This is a genomic window from Carnobacterium sp. (assembly GCF_032094055.1).
Classification (GTDB): domain Bacteria; phylum Bacillota; class Bacilli; order Lactobacillales; family Carnobacteriaceae; genus Carnobacterium_A.
Genome location: NZ_DAMDAK010000031.1, coordinates 390 through 17,455, shown reverse-complemented (window position 1 = coordinate 17,455; position 17,066 = coordinate 390). Strand labels below are relative to the sequence as shown.

Annotated in this window: 14 protein-coding genes and 3 pseudogenes; 2 read left to right on the top strand and 15 right to left on the bottom strand. The window is 37.7% G+C overall.

Annotation, left to right across the window (positions count from 1 at the left end; all coding sequences use genetic code 11):
• The 5 genes and pseudogenes from RT405_RS06495 to glmU form a co-directional block, all read right to left on the bottom strand.
• A pseudogene (locus RT405_RS06495) lies at positions 1-533 on the bottom strand (cellobiose phosphorylase); the annotation flags it as partial.
• Positions 534-542: 9 nt separating this feature from the next.
• On the bottom strand, positions 543-2,705 hold the full coding sequence (gene bglX, locus RT405_RS06490; RefSeq protein WP_313468546.1) for a beta-glucosidase BglX: 2,163 nt from the start codon (positions 2,703-2,705) through the stop codon (positions 543-545).
• A 185-nt stretch (positions 2,706-2,890) separates the two neighbouring features.
• Positions 2,891-3,322 carry a NusG domain II-containing protein gene (locus tag RT405_RS06485; RefSeq protein ID WP_313468544.1) on the bottom strand — a complete coding sequence of 144 codons (432 nt, stop codon included), beginning with the start codon at positions 3,320-3,322 and terminating at the stop codon, positions 2,891-2,893.
• A 178-nt stretch (positions 3,323-3,500) separates the two neighbouring features.
• Positions 3,501-4,481, bottom strand: coding sequence for a ribose-phosphate diphosphokinase (locus RT405_RS06480; protein ID WP_313468542.1), 981 nt, complete (start codon positions 4,479-4,481; stop codon positions 3,501-3,503).
• Between the two features lie 117 nt (positions 4,482-4,598).
• The gene (gene glmU / locus RT405_RS06475) at positions 4,599-5,966 is read right to left on the bottom strand and encodes a bifunctional UDP-N-acetylglucosamine diphosphorylase/glucosamine-1-phosphate N-acetyltransferase GlmU (RefSeq protein WP_313468540.1); all 1,368 of its coding nucleotides are present in this window, start codon (positions 5,964-5,966) and stop codon (positions 4,599-4,601) included.
• 293 nt (positions 5,967-6,259) lie between these two features.
• Here glmU and RT405_RS06470 point away from each other — a divergent pair, with 293 nt between their 5' ends.
• Positions 6,260-6,763, top strand: a complete 504-nt coding sequence (locus RT405_RS06470) for a cupin domain-containing protein (protein ID WP_313468538.1) — start codon at positions 6,260-6,262, stop codon at positions 6,761-6,763.
• Positions 6,764-6,851: 88 nt separating this feature from the next.
• Here the strand turns inward: RT405_RS06470 and purR are convergent, their stop codons facing one another.
• The 9 genes and pseudogenes from purR to metG form a co-directional block, all read right to left on the bottom strand.
• Positions 6,852-7,679, bottom strand: a complete 828-nt coding sequence (gene purR / locus RT405_RS06465; protein WP_313468536.1) for a pur operon repressor — start codon at positions 7,677-7,679, stop codon at positions 6,852-6,854.
• A 188-nt stretch (positions 7,680-7,867) separates the two neighbouring features.
• A pseudogene (locus RT405_RS06460) lies at positions 7,868-8,661 on the bottom strand (metal ABC transporter permease).
• Positions 8,607-9,314, bottom strand: coding sequence for a metal ABC transporter ATP-binding protein (locus tag RT405_RS06455; protein ID WP_313468534.1), 708 nt, complete (start codon positions 9,312-9,314; stop codon positions 8,607-8,609). The pseudogene RT405_RS06460 and the gene RT405_RS06455 overlap by 55 nt, the downstream one beginning before the upstream one ends.
• Before the next feature lie 249 nt (positions 9,315-9,563).
• On the bottom strand, positions 9,564-10,421 hold the full coding sequence (gene ispE / locus RT405_RS06450) for a 4-(cytidine 5'-diphospho)-2-C-methyl-D-erythritol kinase (protein WP_313468532.1): 858 nt from the start codon (positions 10,419-10,421) through the stop codon (positions 9,564-9,566).
• A 176-nt stretch (positions 10,422-10,597) separates the two neighbouring features.
• Positions 10,598-10,855, bottom strand: a complete 258-nt coding sequence (locus RT405_RS06445) for a Veg family protein (RefSeq protein WP_035030665.1) — start codon at positions 10,853-10,855, stop codon at positions 10,598-10,600.
• A 164-nt stretch (positions 10,856-11,019) separates the two neighbouring features.
• The gene (gene rsmA, locus RT405_RS06440) at positions 11,020-11,907 is read right to left on the bottom strand and encodes a 16S rRNA (adenine(1518)-N(6)/adenine(1519)-N(6))-dimethyltransferase RsmA (protein WP_313468529.1); all 888 of its coding nucleotides are present in this window, start codon (positions 11,905-11,907) and stop codon (positions 11,020-11,022) included.
• Positions 11,894-12,460 (bottom strand): ribonuclease M5, encoded by a 567-nt coding sequence (gene rnmV, locus RT405_RS06435; RefSeq protein ID WP_313468527.1) that lies wholly within the window; start codon positions 12,458-12,460, stop codon positions 11,894-11,896. The genes rsmA and rnmV overlap by 14 nt, the downstream gene beginning before the upstream one ends.
• Positions 12,448-13,227: a TatD family hydrolase gene (locus tag RT405_RS06430; protein ID WP_313468525.1), complete on the bottom strand. Its 780-nt coding sequence runs from the start codon at positions 13,225-13,227 to the stop codon at positions 12,448-12,450. Before RT405_RS06430 ends, rnmV begins: the two co-directional genes overlap by 13 nt.
• Positions 13,228-13,306: 79 nt before the next feature.
• Positions 13,307-15,325 (bottom strand): methionine--tRNA ligase, encoded by a 2,019-nt coding sequence (gene metG / locus RT405_RS06425; RefSeq protein WP_313468523.1) that lies wholly within the window; start codon positions 15,323-15,325, stop codon positions 13,307-13,309.
• A gap of 435 nt (positions 15,326-15,760) precedes the next feature.
• On the opposite strand from metG, the gene RT405_RS06420 reads away from it, so the two are divergent.
• Positions 15,761-16,609, top strand: a complete 849-nt coding sequence (locus RT405_RS06420) for a DUF72 domain-containing protein (protein WP_313468521.1) — start codon at positions 15,761-15,763, stop codon at positions 16,607-16,609.
• Positions 16,610-16,854: 245 nt separating this feature from the next.
• On the opposite strand, the pseudogene RT405_RS06415 reads toward RT405_RS06420, so the two are convergent.
• Positions 16,855-17,066: pseudogene (locus RT405_RS06415) on the bottom strand (LLM class flavin-dependent oxidoreductase); the annotation flags it as partial.

Here is a 17,066-nt window from a genome sequence, read left to right as displayed (position 1 = left end):
GAGCCTTGCTCTAAATAAGGATTATTTTCTCCTTGTTTTTGGTTTTGTCTTGAAGCAATTGTATAATAGCCTTCTTCTTCAAACACTTTGTGATCTAAATATTGTGAAGTATAAGCTTCATTAGACTGCAATGCTCCTGTATAAGCTATTCCTATGTCTTGTCCGTATATAATGTCAACCGTTTGATTGTTGCCATTTAACGTAACATCCCAAAACCAAGTATTTTCAGTAGCCAAGGTAAATAGAACCTCATAAGATATCCCTTTAACTTGTCCTGTGTATTTTAATTGTTGTTGATTCATACTAAGTTGGCTCTGACTAAAAACGCCAATCAGCGGATAAACATCGGTTACTTCATTTTCTGCAAAAAATCGTAAATATAAGTTATTCATTGACCCATCAATGGGATTGCTTTTCACTTGATTGATCATTATGTCATGATGGTAGGCATCAAATAGATCACCTGTTGCTAAAAAGCGAAAAGTTGTATTGTCTTTTTTTAATTCGATGTAATTAGTGTCTTGAATTGTCATGGAATCCTCCTACTTAGTTAAATGAATCAGAATAGTTTGGACTTCCTCACTATTTGGTCCAACCATAATTTCAAACTCACCAGCATCTGTTGCCAATGATAAGTCTGAATGAACATATGCTAGATCATTACTATTTAATGAAAAGCTGATTTTTTTCGTTTCATTTGGCGCTAAATCTATTTTATAATAGGCCTTTAGTTCTTTTACTGGACGAACAACTTGGCCAACTATATCGCGAACATACAACTGCACCGTCTCTTTTGTCTCTCTGTTTCCTTCATTGGTCACATCTAGACTAATTTCAATTTTTTCAGACACTTGATAGGTTTCCTTAGTTGAGACAAGCGCTCCATAAGAACAAGTTGTATAACTTAGTCCATAGCCGAAAGGATAGAGCGGCGTATTAGCTACGTCCAAATATTTTGAAACGTATTTATTTTCTAAATCACCGTAGTCAATCGGCCGTCCTGTATTAAAATGATTATAGTAAATAGGAACTTGTCCTACATTTCTAGGAAATGACATCGTTAAACGGCCACTTGGATTAACTTTTCCAAACAGAATATCATGTAACGATTTTGCACCTTTTGTTCCAGGAAACCAAGCTTCAATAATCGCTTCAAACTGTGGTTCAATTGCAGTTAACTCTAATGGACGACCATTAAATAAAACTAAAATCATCGGTTTATTCAATTCAGCTAATGCAGTAATCAAATCGAGCTGAGCTTGCGGCAATTGTATGTTCGTACGACTTGAAGCTTCTCCGCTCATCATAAAGTTTTCACCTAATAAAAGAACCAATTTATCTGCTTTTTGTGCTGCAGCAAGGGCATCATTTAATTCTCCTTGAGTTAGGTTATTTACATCAGCCATAGGTGTATAACTGGTTTCTGTTTGTATAGCTTCTTGTTCAAAAACAGTCTTAATCGTTTCTGTTTCTTTCGGGTTTCCTTTCCAAGACCAAGTACCTAAAATTTCGCCATTATCAACAAAGGGACCTATTAGAGCTAATTTTTCAGTTTCTGCAATCGGTAAAGCTTGTTGTTTATTTTTTAATAAGACAATGGATTCATTTGCTGCACGTTCAGCAACGGCTTGATGTTCTTGACTGAACACCCAACGTTCTTCAGCTTCAGCATCTGCTCCACGATAAGGATTTTCAAACAAACCTAAATCCTCCTTTAATTCCAAAATCCGTAAAACTGCTTCATCGACTAAATCGTTAGAAACCAAGTCTTCTGCTAATAAATCTTTCAAAAAATGTTGATAACAAAAAGTCATCATCTCAATATCAACGCCAGCTTCTAAAGCTAGTTTAGCAGCTTCCTTATCATTTCCTGCAACTCCATGAGCAATTACTTCTTTAATTGCAGCCCAATCAGAAATCAAAACTCCATCAAAACCAAATTCATCACGTAAAATATCACGGTTTAATTTTTTATTAGCAGTGGCTGGAATGCTGTCAACGGTATTAAAAGCAGTCATTACTAATTTTGAACCAGCATCAATGGCTGCTTTGTAAGATGGAAGATACATATCCCGTAACATTCTTTCAGACATATCTACCGTATTGTATTCACGCCCACCTTCTGGAGCACCGTACGCTGCAAAATGCTTGACACATGCTGCAATTCGATTTAAATCATTGCGTAAATCTTCTCCTTGGTATCCTTCAACTGCAGCTTTTGCATATTGGCGATTCAAAAGAGGATCTTCACCTGTTGATTCCATTACTCTTCCCCAACGAGGATCACGAACTAAATCAACCATTGGAGAAAATGTTACATGCAATCCACTTAAAGCAGATTCTTTTGCAGCCACTTCAGCAGTTTCCTTCATTAAGATTGGGTCCCATGAACTGGCTAAACCTAATGGAATCGGAAAAATTGTCCGGTATCCGTGGATAATATCAGCCATAAATAATAAAGGAATCTTTAGTCGGCTGTTTTCCAAATAGTTCTTTTGAATTTCAATTAATTCTTCAGCCCCAGATAACCCTAAAATAGAACCAGCATTTGCTACCATTTCTGTTGTTAATCCGTTTTCATTTAACGGACCTGTAATTTCTGCTTCAGAATCTGTATAAAAATTTCCTGTTAATTGTTGTAGTTGTCCAATTTTTTCATCAATCGTCATATTCTTAACTAATAAAACTAATTCTTTTTTATCCAAATGAATCACTCCTATATAATATTTGTCGAAACGTTTCGAAACTCTCAAAAACATTATAAGCGCTATCATTTTTTTATTCAAGTCTTTTATTTTTTATTTCTTGAGCCTTATTTATCTTTTTATCGGCATAGAAAAAAAGGAAGTAGAGAAAAAACCTCAACTTCCTTTTTATTTGCCCATCCCTTTTAGAGAGGAATAATCACATCGTCTTCAGAATCTTTTGTAGGAGTAACAGCTTTTATTTCAATAATCAATTTATGGGGCAAACAAATACTTGTTTCTCCCGGTTTACTGATCCAGCCAGTTTTTACGGCGATTTGATCGGGACTATTATCTTCCTTATTGCGAATCTTTTTCCCTTTCACTTCAATGATATTGTATTGCTTATCTGCAGGGTGTAAAGTAAATTCTTCATGCGGAGTATCTTCATTTAACGTTACACGTTTAACTTCTTTTCCATTAATTGAAATAACTGCAACTACTTCGCTTGTTTCATCCATGGCCATTTGTTGCTTGCTAAAAATATAATAAGGAACAAATGAACCGATCAACAGTAACACAACAATAACGATATCTAAGGGGCGAACTAACTTTGTATATTCTTTCAATTTATTCATCGAGACTAGCTCCATTCATCCTTCGTACTCTTTTTTTGCACTGTATATCAATTGCTCCTATTGTAACAACCTTTTTACCGCTCAACAAGACCATTCTCTTTGGCAGTTTATCAAATCACGCGAAAAAAAGCGATAAGAAGGAACTACCTTCTTATCACTTTTTAAGTTGGCTGTGTTTTTAGTGATTTTCTTTAAATTTTCTTTCAAAAAGTGGACTGACAGATTTATTTTCATGAATCCGTTTAATGGCATCTGCCATTAAGGCACTAACACTAATTTCAACGATTTTATCGATTTTTTTCTCTTCAGGAAGGAAGATAGAATCCGTTACTACCAATTGTTTGATGGCTGAGTTTTGAATACGCTCAATAGCTGGGCCAGATAAAACAGGATGCGTGCAGCAAGCATAGACTTCCGTAGCTCCAGCTTCTTCCAATGCTTTAGCAGCTAACGTAATGGTTCCGGCAGTATCGATCATGTCATCAATTAAAATGCATTTTTTGCCTTCAACAGAACCAATGATATTCATCACTTCTGCAACATTTGCTTTTGGCCGGCGTTTATCAATAATAGCAATCGGTGCTTTTAAGAATTCCGCTAGTTTACGAGCACGTGTGACTCCACCATGATCTGGTGAAACGACAACGATATCTTCTTTTTCAAGGCCGCAATTTAAGAAGTAATTAGCTAAAAGAGATGCTCCCAGCAAATGATCTACTGGCATATCAAAGAATCCTTGTATTTGTGAAGCATGTAAATCTAATGTCAGAATGCGGTCTGCACCTGCAGCTGTTATCATATTCGCTACTAACTTAGCAGTAATCGGTTCTCTTGAACGAGCTTTACGGTCTTGTCTAGCGTAGCCATAATAAGGAATGACTAAGTTTACTGTTTTAGCACTTGCTCGTTTTAAGGCATCGATCATAATCAACATTTCCATCAAATTGTCGTTTACTGGACTAGAAGTTGACTGAATAATATAAACATGGTCCCCCCGAATACTTTCTTCAATATTGATCCGAATTTCTCCATCGCTGAACTGATCCACTGAGAGTTTTCCTAATTCTACTCCTACTTCTTTAGCAATTTTTTCTGCTAAGGGTCTGTTTGAGTTTAACGCAAAAATCTTTAACTTTGGATCAAAATAATGTTCTGACATAGTGACCTCCACTTTCTTTATTTTCAAAAAAATACCTTTATTCCTCACTTTAATACTATGCATTTTCCACGAAGAAATCAAGTAAATTCTCACTTTGTTTCAATTTTTTGCTCGTTTTTAATGTGGTAATTTATTGAAGTAGTCCAACTTATTTTCTTGACGGACTCTGCCAATCGCCATAGCTTCAGTAGGTACATCTTTAGTAATGGTTGACCCAGCAGCAATGTAAGCATTCTTTTCGACCCTAAGCGGAGCAATTAAATTGGCATTGCACCCAATAAACACGTTGTCGCCAACCGTTGTACGGTGTTTGTTTTTGCCATCATAATTTACAAAAATTGTGCCGCAGCCAATGTTGATATTTTTGCCTAAATCAGCATCTCCGACATAAGTTAAGTGACCAACTTTAGTTGTTGCTCCAATAGTGGCATTTTTGATTTCAACAAAGTTGCCGATATGGACAGCTTCTCCAACACGGCTATTGGGACGCAAATGACTATAGGGTCCTATATTGCTCGCTTTTTCCATAATAGAATCTTTGATAGTTGAACTGGTCACACGGACACCGTCGCCAAGAGTACTATTTAAGACTTCTGAATTAGCTCCGATAAAACAATCTTCACCAATAACGGTTTGTCCTTTTAAAGAAACATTTGGTTCGATAACAGTATCTGCACCGATTGTTACTTCGCTATCGATATAAGTTGTCGCTGGGTCAATCAAGGTTACCCCGTTTTGCATATGCATTCTGTTGATACGCTGACGCATAAGCGAAGTTGCTTCAGCTAAAGCTACTCGATCATTAACCCCCATGCCTTCTGCTTCATTCGGCATTTTATAAGCATCAACAGTTTCATTTTGGTTCTTTAGGATTTCAATCACATCTGGCAAATAATATTCTCCTTGAGCATTGTCATTGCCGACTTGCGAAAGCGCCTCAAACAGTAAACGATTATCAAAACAATACGTTCCCGTATTGATTTCTTGAACTAATCTTTCTGATGGGGTTGCGTCTTTTTGTTCTACGATTTTTTCTACCGATCCATTTTCATTTCGTATCACTCGGCCATAACCTGTTGGGTCATCTGCATGTGCTGTTAAAATCGTAGCTTTTGCGTTTTGTGCTTGATGATAAGTAAATAAGTTATTTAATGTTTCTGCTGTCAATAAAGGTGTATCTCCACAGATAACTAATGTGATTCCCTCTTTATCTTTCAAATGCATTTCAGCTTGCACAACAGCATGCCCTGTTCCTAATTGTTCTTCTTGTAAAGCATACTCTGTGCGTTCTCCTAAGTAATCTTTTACTTTTTCAGCACCATACCCAACGATCGTAACGATTTTTTCTGTACCGGCAGCTTCGACTTGATCAATTACATGCCCTACCATCGGTTTGCCTGCTACTGGATGCAATACTTTATACAACTTTGATTTCATACGTGAACCTTGTCCTGCTGCTAATACGATTGCATATCTCTGTGTCATTTTAGCGACTCCCATCCTTTGTTTCTTCATTTCATTACTCAGTGGTTTCATCTATTCACTTACTTTTGATTTCTTTACAAATAACTTTAGTTTAGCTCTTCAATAATAGCTTAAAAAGACCTTATTTTCAAGGTCTACTCCCTTGTGCCTCACGCAACTCAACGTTTCTAACAAGCAAGAGAAGCCATTTTTTCTGCGTTTCTTTAATCGGCTTTGGTTTTGTTTAAGCTGTTGTCTTCCTTCAGCATCTTGTATACTGGATTTGTGATAAAAGCTCAAAAGGAGGAAGAAACATGCAAATATCCAAAAACTACTGGATTGAACACTTAAACTTACTTCCGCACCCTGAAGGCGGTTATTTTAAAACCGTTCCTCAGCCAGCTGAACAGATAACTACTAAAGATCAACGGGAGCGGCCATTGTATACCAGTATTTATTTTTTATTAAGTCAAGAAAGTCCTTCCCATTTCCATCGTTTAAAGTCTGATGAAATCTGGTACTTTCACGCCGGAGATCCCTTAACGATTCACTTGCTGTATCCAGACGGCTACTATGAGCAAGTTAAACTAGGGACTTCCATTGAAAACAAGGAAGTTTTACAATACACTGTCCCAAAAGGAGTAATTTTCGGCTCTAGTATTGAAGAAAACGGCGATTATGCATTGGTCAGCTGTATGGTCGCTCCCGGTTTCGATTACCAAGATTTTGAATTGTTTACCCAAGATCAATTGCTTGAAGCCTATCCCCACCAAAGAGACGTGATTCGAAAACTGGCTTTTGAATCCTTACCTGACTAAAAAGAGCAAAGGCATAGTTAGTTACTTACCAACACCAAAAAAGTTTGGAACAATTTCTTTTATCAGAATTGTTTCAAACTTTTTTTAATTATTTGTGTTTGGCTTTAAAATAATTTCCTGGCGCAACATGAATGGTTTTATCTCGAATATCTACCTCATCAACACACAAAAGAGAAGTATAATCATCAATCATCCGATTACCGCTGAAAGTAGATTCTGCGAAAACAGTTACTCCCACTAATTCTGCTTCAAATTCTTCGATCAGGCTCTTCATTCCATTAACGGTTCCGCCGCCTTTCATGAAGTCATCCACAATCAATACTCGCGAACCGCGTTTTAAACTGCGCTTCGACAACTCCATCTTTTCCACTCTTTCAGATGAACCTGAAACGTAATTGATGCTAACAGTCGAACCTTCTGTGATTTTTGAATCACGTCGAACCATAACAAACGGTACATTTAAATAACTAGAGACAGCTTGAGCTATCGGTACACCCTTTGTTGCTACCGTCATCACTGCATCGATTGAATCATTCAAATATTGCGAAGCAATGATTTTTCCTATTTGACGTAAGGTCTGCGGTTCTCCCAATAGATCAGATAAATACACATACCCTCCTGGTAACAAACGGTTTGCTTCTGATAAGCGTTCGCACATTTCTTCAATGAATTCTTTTGCTTCATCTTCCATAATTTCAGGAATGTATCGTACTCCGCCGGCTGCTCCCGGAACAGTTTCCAAAGTGCCTGTACCGCGTTCTTTGAATGTCTTCTTAATGATTGTCAAATCTTCACTAATAGAAGACTTAGCTGAATCGTAACGGTTCGCAAAATATGTTAAAGATACTAGTGTATGGGGTTTCTCTAATAAGTAACGAGTCATATCGATTAATCGTTCGCTTCTTTTTACTTTCAAATCTTTCACCTCTTTATAATTAGCTGTTATAGCTTCGTTCTTTTAAAACGGTTGTACTTATTATAATCGTATTTAGCTAAAAAAGGTAGCTATTTTTGCTTTTAAAAAAATAATTGTTCGTTTTTATTATTAATTTCTCATAAAAAAAAAGCGAACTTTCGGATTCGCTTTTTTACTCAGCCAGTGTTTTAAGAATGCCGGCTTTTTTTATATTTTATTTGATTGGCTATTTTTTTTATAATAGTTGTTAAAATAAAAATAAAAATAAAGATTAAAGTGATCGTAGCTCCTGGTGGCGTCCCGTATTGATAGGAAGTAGTCAATCCTGTGACCATTCCGATAATGCCGATCACAATGCCTACAACAATCACTAAGTTAAAACTTTTGCTTAGTCTCATCGCAATCGCTGCGGGTAAAATGATAATAGCTGAAACCAATAAAGCTCCAACAATCGGCATAATTACAGCGATGGTCACTCCTGTAATGACATTAAAAATAATCGACATCCATTTCACCGGTAATCCGGCGGTTTGCGGAAAACTAAATACAAGCCGACTACCATCACAAATAGGGCCATCAACAAGTGAACTTGTTCCTGACTGATTGTTACAATCGAACCAAATAAGTATTGTTGGACACTTGTACTTGAGCCACCGTCATTTAAACTCATTAAAACTAAGGCTACCGCCATACCTGCTGACATCATAATCGCGATGGAAATCTCAGAATAAGACTTGTACAGCATGCGCAAGTAGTCGATAGCTACTGCAGCTATCACGACGATCAGCAATGTCATAATCGTTGGATTAATATTCAATAACAAGCCCAGTGCAATTCCAGCTAATGAAATATGTGACAACGTATCAGCCATTAAGGATTGTCTTCTGAGAATCAAGAACAGGCCTAGAATTGGAGCAATGATGGCAATCAAGAATGAAGCTTGGAAGGCTCGCTGCATGAATCCATAGAAAAACATCTCCATGGGGAATCCTCCTTTCGAATCAATTGAATGTGACGATCAGCATACTGTTTAATATCTTCATGGTCATGTGTAACCATCAAGATCCCTTTTCCATGTACTTTACTATTGTGTTTGAGCAACTCATAAAATTCACGGCGAGAATCAACGTCCATTCCTGTTGTGGGTTCATCCAGCACAAATAAATCAGGATCAGTAGCAAAAATGCGTGCCAATGATATGCGTTGTTTTTGTCCACCAGACAATTCGCCAATTTTTTTATGGCGCATTTTCCACATTCCAACTGATTTTAATGAACGTTCAACGTGTTCTTCGTCTTCAGCATCTAATCGCTTAAACCATTTGCCGCGTTGGTAACGCCCTGAACGGACCAATTCCAAGACGGTGCTAGGAAAACCGACATTAAAAGAAGCAACTTGTTGAGGAATATATCCAATTGCTAATTTTTCATTTCTCGTATTAACGGGAGCAATAACCGCGGTGCCTTTATTGGGTGTTAATAAGCCTAAGACATTTCGCAGCAAAGTTGATTTTGCTGCTCCATTTTCACCTGTCAACATGACAAATTCTCCTGCATCAACCGTAAAAGAGATGTTTTCCAAAACAGGTTCTTCATCATAGTAAAAAGATAAATCTTTTACTTCAATATAATGCATCTTTGATTCCTTCTTTCTTTACTAACTTTTACATTTACAGCTACAGTATGCGAAGCATAAAAAGTGCATGAGCTCCTTCTTCAGTCCTCATGCTTTACTTATTTATCCATTATTTCATTTTTCTATATGATTTTCCTTAGGCAAATCGTAATGATTACTTTTTACAGATTTCTTTAGTAGCTTATCACTCTTGTTATTATTCGTCAAGAAAAAAGTGAAACAAGACTGAGCCTCATTTCACTTTCTGATTTATTTTAATGTACGAACTAGATAAACTTCATTACAAAAACCTTTTAGTCCGTTATAGACACGCTGCGCTCTGGAATATTTATGGCAAAGAGCAAAGATAGTTGGCCCGCTGCCGCTCATTAAGGCAGTGTCAGCGCCAAATAACAACATTTTTTGCTTGATTTTTTCAATAGCCGGTTGTCGAATAATGGATGTTTCTTCTAACGCATTGCCGGTCAATTGTGTCATTTTAAGATAGTCTTGATTTTCAATAGCCGATAACATGGATTGTGTAGCCGGGTGTTGAAGGGTTTCAAAAGATAACGCATTAAACACGGTACCGGTTGAAATCCCTTTCTTAGGTTTGACTAATACAACCCAACATTGGGGAATGTCACTTAACCGCTCTATTTTTTCCCCGCGTCCTGTTGCAAATGCCGTACCGCCGTAAACGCAATAAGGTACATCTGAACCTACTTGAGCACCTAAAGCAGCGAGTTCATCTAAAGATAAACCCAACTTCCACAATTGGTTCAACCCTCTAAGAGTAGCTGCGGCATCACTGCTTCCTCCTGCTAGTCCCGCTGCAATCGGGATCTTCTTTTTAATCAGCATCTCTACACCCAGTTGAATTCCGAAAGTTTCTTTGACTAACAGGGCTGCTTTGTATGCGTGATTTCTTTGATCTAACGGAAGAAAACCGTTATTCGATTGAATGACGATTTTATCTTCAGGCAGAGATTTCAAGGTCAAATGGTCTGCTAGATCAATAGACGTCATCACCATTTCAAGTTCATGAAAGCCGTCTTCTCGTTTGTGCAGCACATCTAAACTTAAATTGATTTTAGCCGGTGCTTTTTCTATTACTTCCTTACTCATGCTTATCCTCCTTTCATTTTTAAAAGTTTTTTGTCTGTAGAACATACTAGCCTAAAAAAAACGATTTGCAAAGGATGAATAGCAGAATTTAACGGAACTATTAGAAAAACAGTTGAATACTTTTTTTATTTTTCAGCAAAAAAAAACGAGCTTGTTTTCAGCTCGTGGTCTTACGATTAAGCATATTGAAGACTTTCTTCATCTAGAAAATGAATTTCTACTGATTGAGTCAAAACATCTGTATAACTATAAGAAACACGTTCAAAAGCATTTTCTTCTTGGTCTAACTCAACAACAAAAACAGAAGGATACGTTTCAGTTAAAGTACCTTTGCGCTCTGTCTTTTTCTTGCGACCAACTTGTGCGGTCAACATAATCTTCTTACCTAACTTAAGATCTAGTTTTTCTTTGATACTGGCTAATGTAATTGGCATCAATTTCACCTCACTCATCTATTGTCAAGTATAACATACTGAGAAAAAATAAACAAGTATATCACATAGAAACCTAGTAAGCAACTAATAATTCTCTAATAAACAAAGCCAGCAAATCGCTTATTGCTAAGGGACTTGTTGGCTTGATTTAATTTTTCTTAACGTTATTTTAATAATTTCAAGCAAATTCCATCTGCTAATTTTCCAAATTCAGCCAGGCTTAATGTTTCTCCCCGACGTTTTGGATCGATTCCAGCGTACTCTAATGCTTCAATCAATTTTTCTTTTGTTGCTTCTTCTTTGCCGTATTTACCTAACAAGTTGTTCCATAACGTTTTTCGTCGCTGCACAAAGGCAGCACGCGTAATTTCAAAGAATACTCCTTCGTCCATTACTTTAATACTAGGGGTTTCTCGGCGTGTTAGTTTGATAATAGCAGAATCCACATTCGGCTGTGGGACAAAAACGGTTTTCGGCACAATAAAAGCAATTTCAGCATTCATATAGTATTGAACTGCAATTGACAACGAACCATAAGCTTTGCTGCCAGGAGCTGCCGTGATCCGCTCAGCTACTTCTTTTTGCATCATCACCACTAATGCATCAATTCGAAGAGCAGATTCCAAAAAATACATGATAATAGGCGTGGTAATATAATAGGGCAGGTTGGCTACCACCATCAAAGGTTCTTCCGTATCTAGTTTCTCTCCTACGACCTCTTTTAAATTCACTTGCAATACATCGTTGTGAAGAATCGTTACATTGTCATAAGGACTCAGCGTGTCTGCTAAAACCGGCAATAGACGGTCATCAATCTCAAACGCGATGACTTCTTTGCTGGCTCTTGCCAAATGTTCGGTCAATGCTCCAATTCCAGGCCCTACTTCAATGACGTTCGTTTGTTTATCCAACCCAGCTGTTTCAACGATTTTTGTTAAAATATTCGAATCAATAATGAAGTTTTGACCCAAACTCTTCTTTAATGAAAAGCCGTGTTTCTTTAAAATTTCTTTCGTTCTGATAGGTGATGCGATATCTTTATGATTTGTCATTTTCTTCCTCCAAAATCCGTTGCATAGCTTGAATGACTTCATCCGGCGAGATTTGAAACATCTGCAATCTCTTTTGAAGTTGCTTGCCGTTCGTATACCCGATGTTTAGCCGTTCACCTAGTTTTTCGCGTCTTTTTCGTGCAAAATCCCCAACAATCAAACCCGCATCTAACAGTAACTGACGGGGAATCACTGTTTCTTGTTCCAAAACTTCTGTATAACTCTTGGCTAAAGCTTTGCGAATTGCTTCAGGGGAAGCATGTTCAATACCTAGACTGCCCTGCCCTTTTGGCTTGGCTTCAGTAGTAGTCAAAAAAGCATGTTTCACTCCCGGAACGGCCCGTGAGATCGTTTTACGGATCTTTTCTCCAGGAAAATCTGGATCGGTAAAGACGATTACGCCTCTGGTCTCTTGGGCTTTTGCAATCAGCTGCAGCGTTTCTGCATTAATAGCAGAACCATTTGTTTCGATCGTATCGGCTTCGACTGATTCATGGATTCGACGTGTATCGTCACGCCCCTCGACAACAATAATTTCTTTTATTTTTTCCATTCATCTAACCCAAATAAACGATTGGCATTTTTCATTGTTTGCTCCGCTACTTCTGCATAGGTACAACCGCGTAGTTTCGCAATTTCTTCAGCAACGTATTTCACATAAGCTGGCTCATTGCGTTTGCCTCTAAATGGGACAGGCGCTAAATAAGGAGCATCCGTCTCAATCAATAATTTATCGAAAGGAACTACTTTGGCTACATCTTTAGGTTCTTGTGCATTTTTAAATGTGACCACTCCACTTAATGAAATGTGCATGCCTAAATCTAAAAAACGTTCCATCCACAATGTGTCGCCGCTGAAACTGTGCATAATTCCGCCGATGTCTTCCACATGCTCCTCTTTTAAAAGAGCATACGTGTCTTCAATCGCATCCCGCATATGGATACTGACTGGCAACTTTAATTCTTTCGCTATTTGCAATTGTCTTCTAAAAACTTCTTTTTGAGTCGACTTAGGCGAAGTATCCCAATGGTAATCCAATCCCATTTCTCCCATCGCTACGACTTTAGGCAACTGCAATTGGTGGTATAGTTGTTCTTCGATACTTTCTGTATACAAATAACTTTCAGTTGGATGCCAGCCAATAATGCTGTAGATATCTTTGTACTCTTTGCTCAACGCCAATGTTTTTTCAATCGTCGCTGTATCGAATCCTACCACAGCCATTCGTGCAACATCGTTTTCTCTTGCTCTTTGAACCGTTTCAGGAACTTCTGCATCAAATTCTTCTGCATTTAAATGAGTATGTGTATCAAATAACACGGTTCTCATCCTTTCTTTATTTGTTAGTTGAACACCCTGCTAAACATTCTTCAGCAGGGTGTTCATTTTATTTAGCTACTTACGCAACTTCAGATCCATTCGGTGCATCTTTTGGCGCTTCAATGATTTGGAGTTTTCCGTCTTTTTCAGCTGACAGAATCATGCCTTGGCTAATTTCTCCCCGCATTTTACGTGGTTTTAAGTTAGCAACGATCACGACTTTTTTACCAATCAAAGCTGCAGGATCCGGGTACCATTCCGCAATTCCGGAAAGAATTTGACGGTGTCCTTCATCTCCGGCATCCAAACGGAACTTCAATAGTTTATCTGCCCCTTCAACTTTCCCGCAATCAATCACTTCTGCTACTTTCAGTTCAACTTTATCAAAATCATCATATTTAATTTGTTTTTCTTTAGCTGATGCCAATGTTGTTTCAGTTGGATCCCATTCAGATGGAATTTCTTCCTCTTCTCCAACTGTTCCGCTATCCATTTGAGCTTTAATATAAGCTACTTCTTCCTCTATATCCAAACGTGGGAAAATTGGAGTACCTTTTGGAACAACTTGCGCTTGTTCCGGGAAGCTGCCGAATTGTACAGTTGCCCAATCTCTTGCTGCTTCATCCTCTATGCCTAATTGTGTGAAGATAGCTTTTGGTGCATGCGTTAAGAAAGGTTGAAGTAAAATTGCAGAAACACGCAGGCTTTCTGCTAAATGAACCATAACACTAGCCAATTCAGCTTTTTTCTCTTCGTCTTTAGCCAATTTCCACGGTTCTGTTTCATCAATATACTTGTTCGCTCTCGAAATCAATGTCCAAACCGCACTCAAAGCACTGCTGAATTGCATGTTTTCCATTTCAACTTGGTAATCCGCAACTGCTTCTTCAGCTGTCTTTTTCAGAACTTCATCAAAAGCTGTAACATTTCCTGTGTAAGCTGGAACCGATCCTTTGAAGTATTTATTGATCATAGCAATGGTCCGATTCAATAAATTGCCTAAATCATTCGCTAAATCATAATTCACTCGAGAGACAAAATCTTCTGGAGTAAACACGCCGTCGCTGCCAAATGAAACTTCCCGCATCAAGTAATAACGCAAAGAATCGAGGCCGTAACGTTCCACTAACATTTCTGGATAGACAACATTTCCTTTTGATTTAGACATTTTGCCGTCTTTCATCAATAACCAGCCATGGCCGAATATTTTTTTGGGTAATGGCAGTTCTAGCGCCATCAACATGATCGGCCAGTAAATCGTATGGAAACGCACGATTTCTTTCCCTACCATATGCACGTCTGCTGGCCAAAATTTATCAAATAAAGCCGTATCTTCTGTGCCATAGCCTAATGCTGTAATGTAATTAGCCAAAGCGTCGATCCAAACGTAAATCACGTGTTTTGGGTTGCTTGGCACTTTGATTCCCCAAGAAAAAGTTGTCCGTGAAACAGCTAAGTCTTCTAAACCGGGTTTAATAAAATTATTGATCATTTCGTTTTTGCGTGATTCTGGCTGAATAAAATCAGGATGTTCTTCATAATAAGCTAACAAACGATCTGCATATTTGCTCATCTTGAAAAAGTAAGATTCTTCTTTGACCAATTCTACAGGATGCCCGCTATCAGGAGATTTACCACCAATAATATTGCCATCTGCATCACGTTCTACATCCTCTAATTGAGTCTCTGTATAGAATGTTTCGTCCGGAACCGAATACCAGCCTTCATATTCATCTAAATAGATATCTCCTTGAGCTAAGAAACGTTCAAAAATATCAGCGACTACTTTTTCGTGAACCGGATCAGTCGTCCGGATAAATTTGTCATTGCTGATTTCCAATAGTTTCCATAGCTCTTGCATATCATGCGCCATTTGGTCTACGTATTCTTGAGGAGTAATGTTTAATTCTGCTGCTTTATTTTCAATCTTTTGCCCGTGTTCGTCACTTCCGGTAAGGTAAAAAACATCAAAATCAAGCATTCTCTTGTAACGAGCCATCACATCGCACGCAATCGTAGAATACGCATTGCCGATGTGGAGTCTTCCACTTGGATAATAAATGGGCGTTGTAATGTAAAAAGTATTTCTTTCAGTCACCATAAGTGCCTCCTAAATTTATTCTCAACTTTATCAGTGATTAGTTGTCTTATCTTGGTTTGTTTTTCTTGCTGCTTGTCTTTCATCTTTGAACTAATCGTTTAGAACAATCCTAAATTAGTATACCATAGAAATAGAGCAGAATAAGGTGTTTCCTGTAGATTTCTCTACCTCTGCTGTCCTTTTTTCAGCATTTTATTTAAGAATAAATGGTTATTTTTTAAAATTGTTCTGCTCTCATTCCCTGCGCAACAAAACTACTTCTCTATCCTAACCGTTTATAAGAAGTATTCTACTTTTTTACCTTTCAAATGTAAATGTTTCCCGTGAAACATTTCTCGTGTTTTTAAATCTTTAAAGCTCTTTTTTTCTTTCTTTGCTTCAAATACGGTACAATAAAAGCAGGAACTTTTTTAAGAAAGGAGTTTTCCATAAATGATTACCATAGGTTTAACCGGTTGGAGTGATCATGAACTATTAGTCACTCATAAATCACGCAAATTAGAAGATTATGCTACACATTTTCCTTTTGTTGAACTGGATACGAGTTTTTACGCTATTCCGCCAGCAAAAAATATTTTAAGCTGGATAGAAAAAACTCCTGATGCCTTTCAATTTATCCCTAAAGCTTTCCAAGCAATGACAAAACACAAAGAATGGCTCGATTTCTTTCCTTCAGAAGAAGCCATGTTCCAACAATATCTTGCTACATTTGAACCCATGATCAGCGCGCATAGGATAAAGGCTTTTTTATTCCAATTCCCGCCGTTTTTCCATTATTCAGAAGAAAACCTGTCGTATTTAAGAAACATACGTCAATGGATGGGGGATTTGCCTGTCGCTGTTGAATTTCGTCATTTTAGCTGGTTCAACGAAGAAAACCAACCGTTGACATTAACATTCTTAGAACAGCAGCAGTTCATCCATGCGGTCATTGATCAACCACAAACCCCGGGCAACAGCATCCCGATGATTGCAACAGCCACAAATAAAGAGTTAACTTTATTACGTTTACATGGACGCAATTATGAAGGCTGGTTGCATGCGAATGGACCGGATTGGCGCGAAAAACGGACTTTCTATGATTATAGTCAAGCAGAGCTGGCTAGTTTTGTGCCCATCATTCATGCGCTGGAAAAAGATTCTAAAGAAGTAGCCGTCATTTTCAATAACAACTCCGGCGGACACGCAGCCGCTAATGCAAAATATTTACAAAAGATGCTCGATCTTACTTTTGATCAATTAGGCCCTCAACAACTCGATTTAAATTTATTTGATGACTAGAGGCAGAAAAGCTCTTTGTCCCTTGGATAAGAGCTTTTTCCTGATTTTTTCTGCTGCTTTTGTCTGCTAGACCGCTTCTAGCTAACATTTCCTTCTTTATCAATTGCAAAACAAGCTGACATTCTAAAAAAAGTTTGATCACTCCCTATTTTTCTACATTTTTTATACTGTCCTATGCTACACTACAACAAAAAAAAGAAGAGGGAATGAGATAATCGATTCCATCTTCTTTTCTTTTTCACTTTTTAAAGAAGTTCTTTTGCTAATAACCGGTAAACATCTAACCGTTTTTCTTGTGAATGCGGAATACTGCAGATCATCGCTTCATCAAATCCGTAATGAGCTTGTTCCTCATTTAAACGTACAGCTATTTCTTTTGGTTCTCCTACTAAATGCAGTTTCCGATTTTCTTTGATCGTCATTCGTTCAATTTCAGTCAAAGGATAATTTTGAGCTT

Excerpts from the sequence above, each read along its gene's own strand:
- RT405_RS06455 (WP_313468534.1), bottom strand. The coding sequence starts at position 9,314 with ATGCATTATATTGAAGTAAAAGATTTATCTTTTTACTATGATGAAGAA.
- RT405_RS06445 (WP_035030665.1), bottom strand. The coding sequence starts at position 10,855 with ATGCCAATTACATTAGCCAGTATCAAAGAAAAACTAGATCTTAAGTTA.
- ispE (WP_313468532.1), bottom strand. The coding sequence starts at position 10,421 with ATGAGTAAGGAAGTAATAGAAAAAGCACCGGCTAAAATCAATTTAAGT.
- rnmV (WP_313468527.1), bottom strand. The coding sequence starts at position 12,460 with ATGGAAAAAATAAAAGAAATTATTGTTGTCGAGGGGCGTGACGATACA.
- glmU (WP_313468540.1), bottom strand. The coding sequence starts at position 5,966 with ATGACACAGAGATATGCAATCGTATTAGCAGCAGGACAAGGTTCACGT.
- RT405_RS06480 (WP_313468542.1), bottom strand. The coding sequence starts at position 4,481 with ATGTCAGAACATTATTTTGATCCAAAGTTAAAGATTTTTGCGTTAAAC.
- RT405_RS06420 (WP_313468521.1), top strand. The coding sequence starts at position 15,761 with ATGATTACCATAGGTTTAACCGGTTGGAGTGATCATGAACTATTAGTC.
- rsmA (WP_313468529.1), bottom strand. The coding sequence starts at position 11,907 with ATGACAAATCATAAAGATATCGCATCACCTATCAGAACGAAAGAAATT.
- RT405_RS06485 (WP_313468544.1), bottom strand. The coding sequence starts at position 3,322 with ATGAATAAATTGAAAGAATATACAAAGTTAGTTCGCCCCTTAGATATC.
- RT405_RS06470 (WP_313468538.1), top strand. The coding sequence starts at position 6,260 with ATGCAAATATCCAAAAACTACTGGATTGAACACTTAAACTTACTTCCG.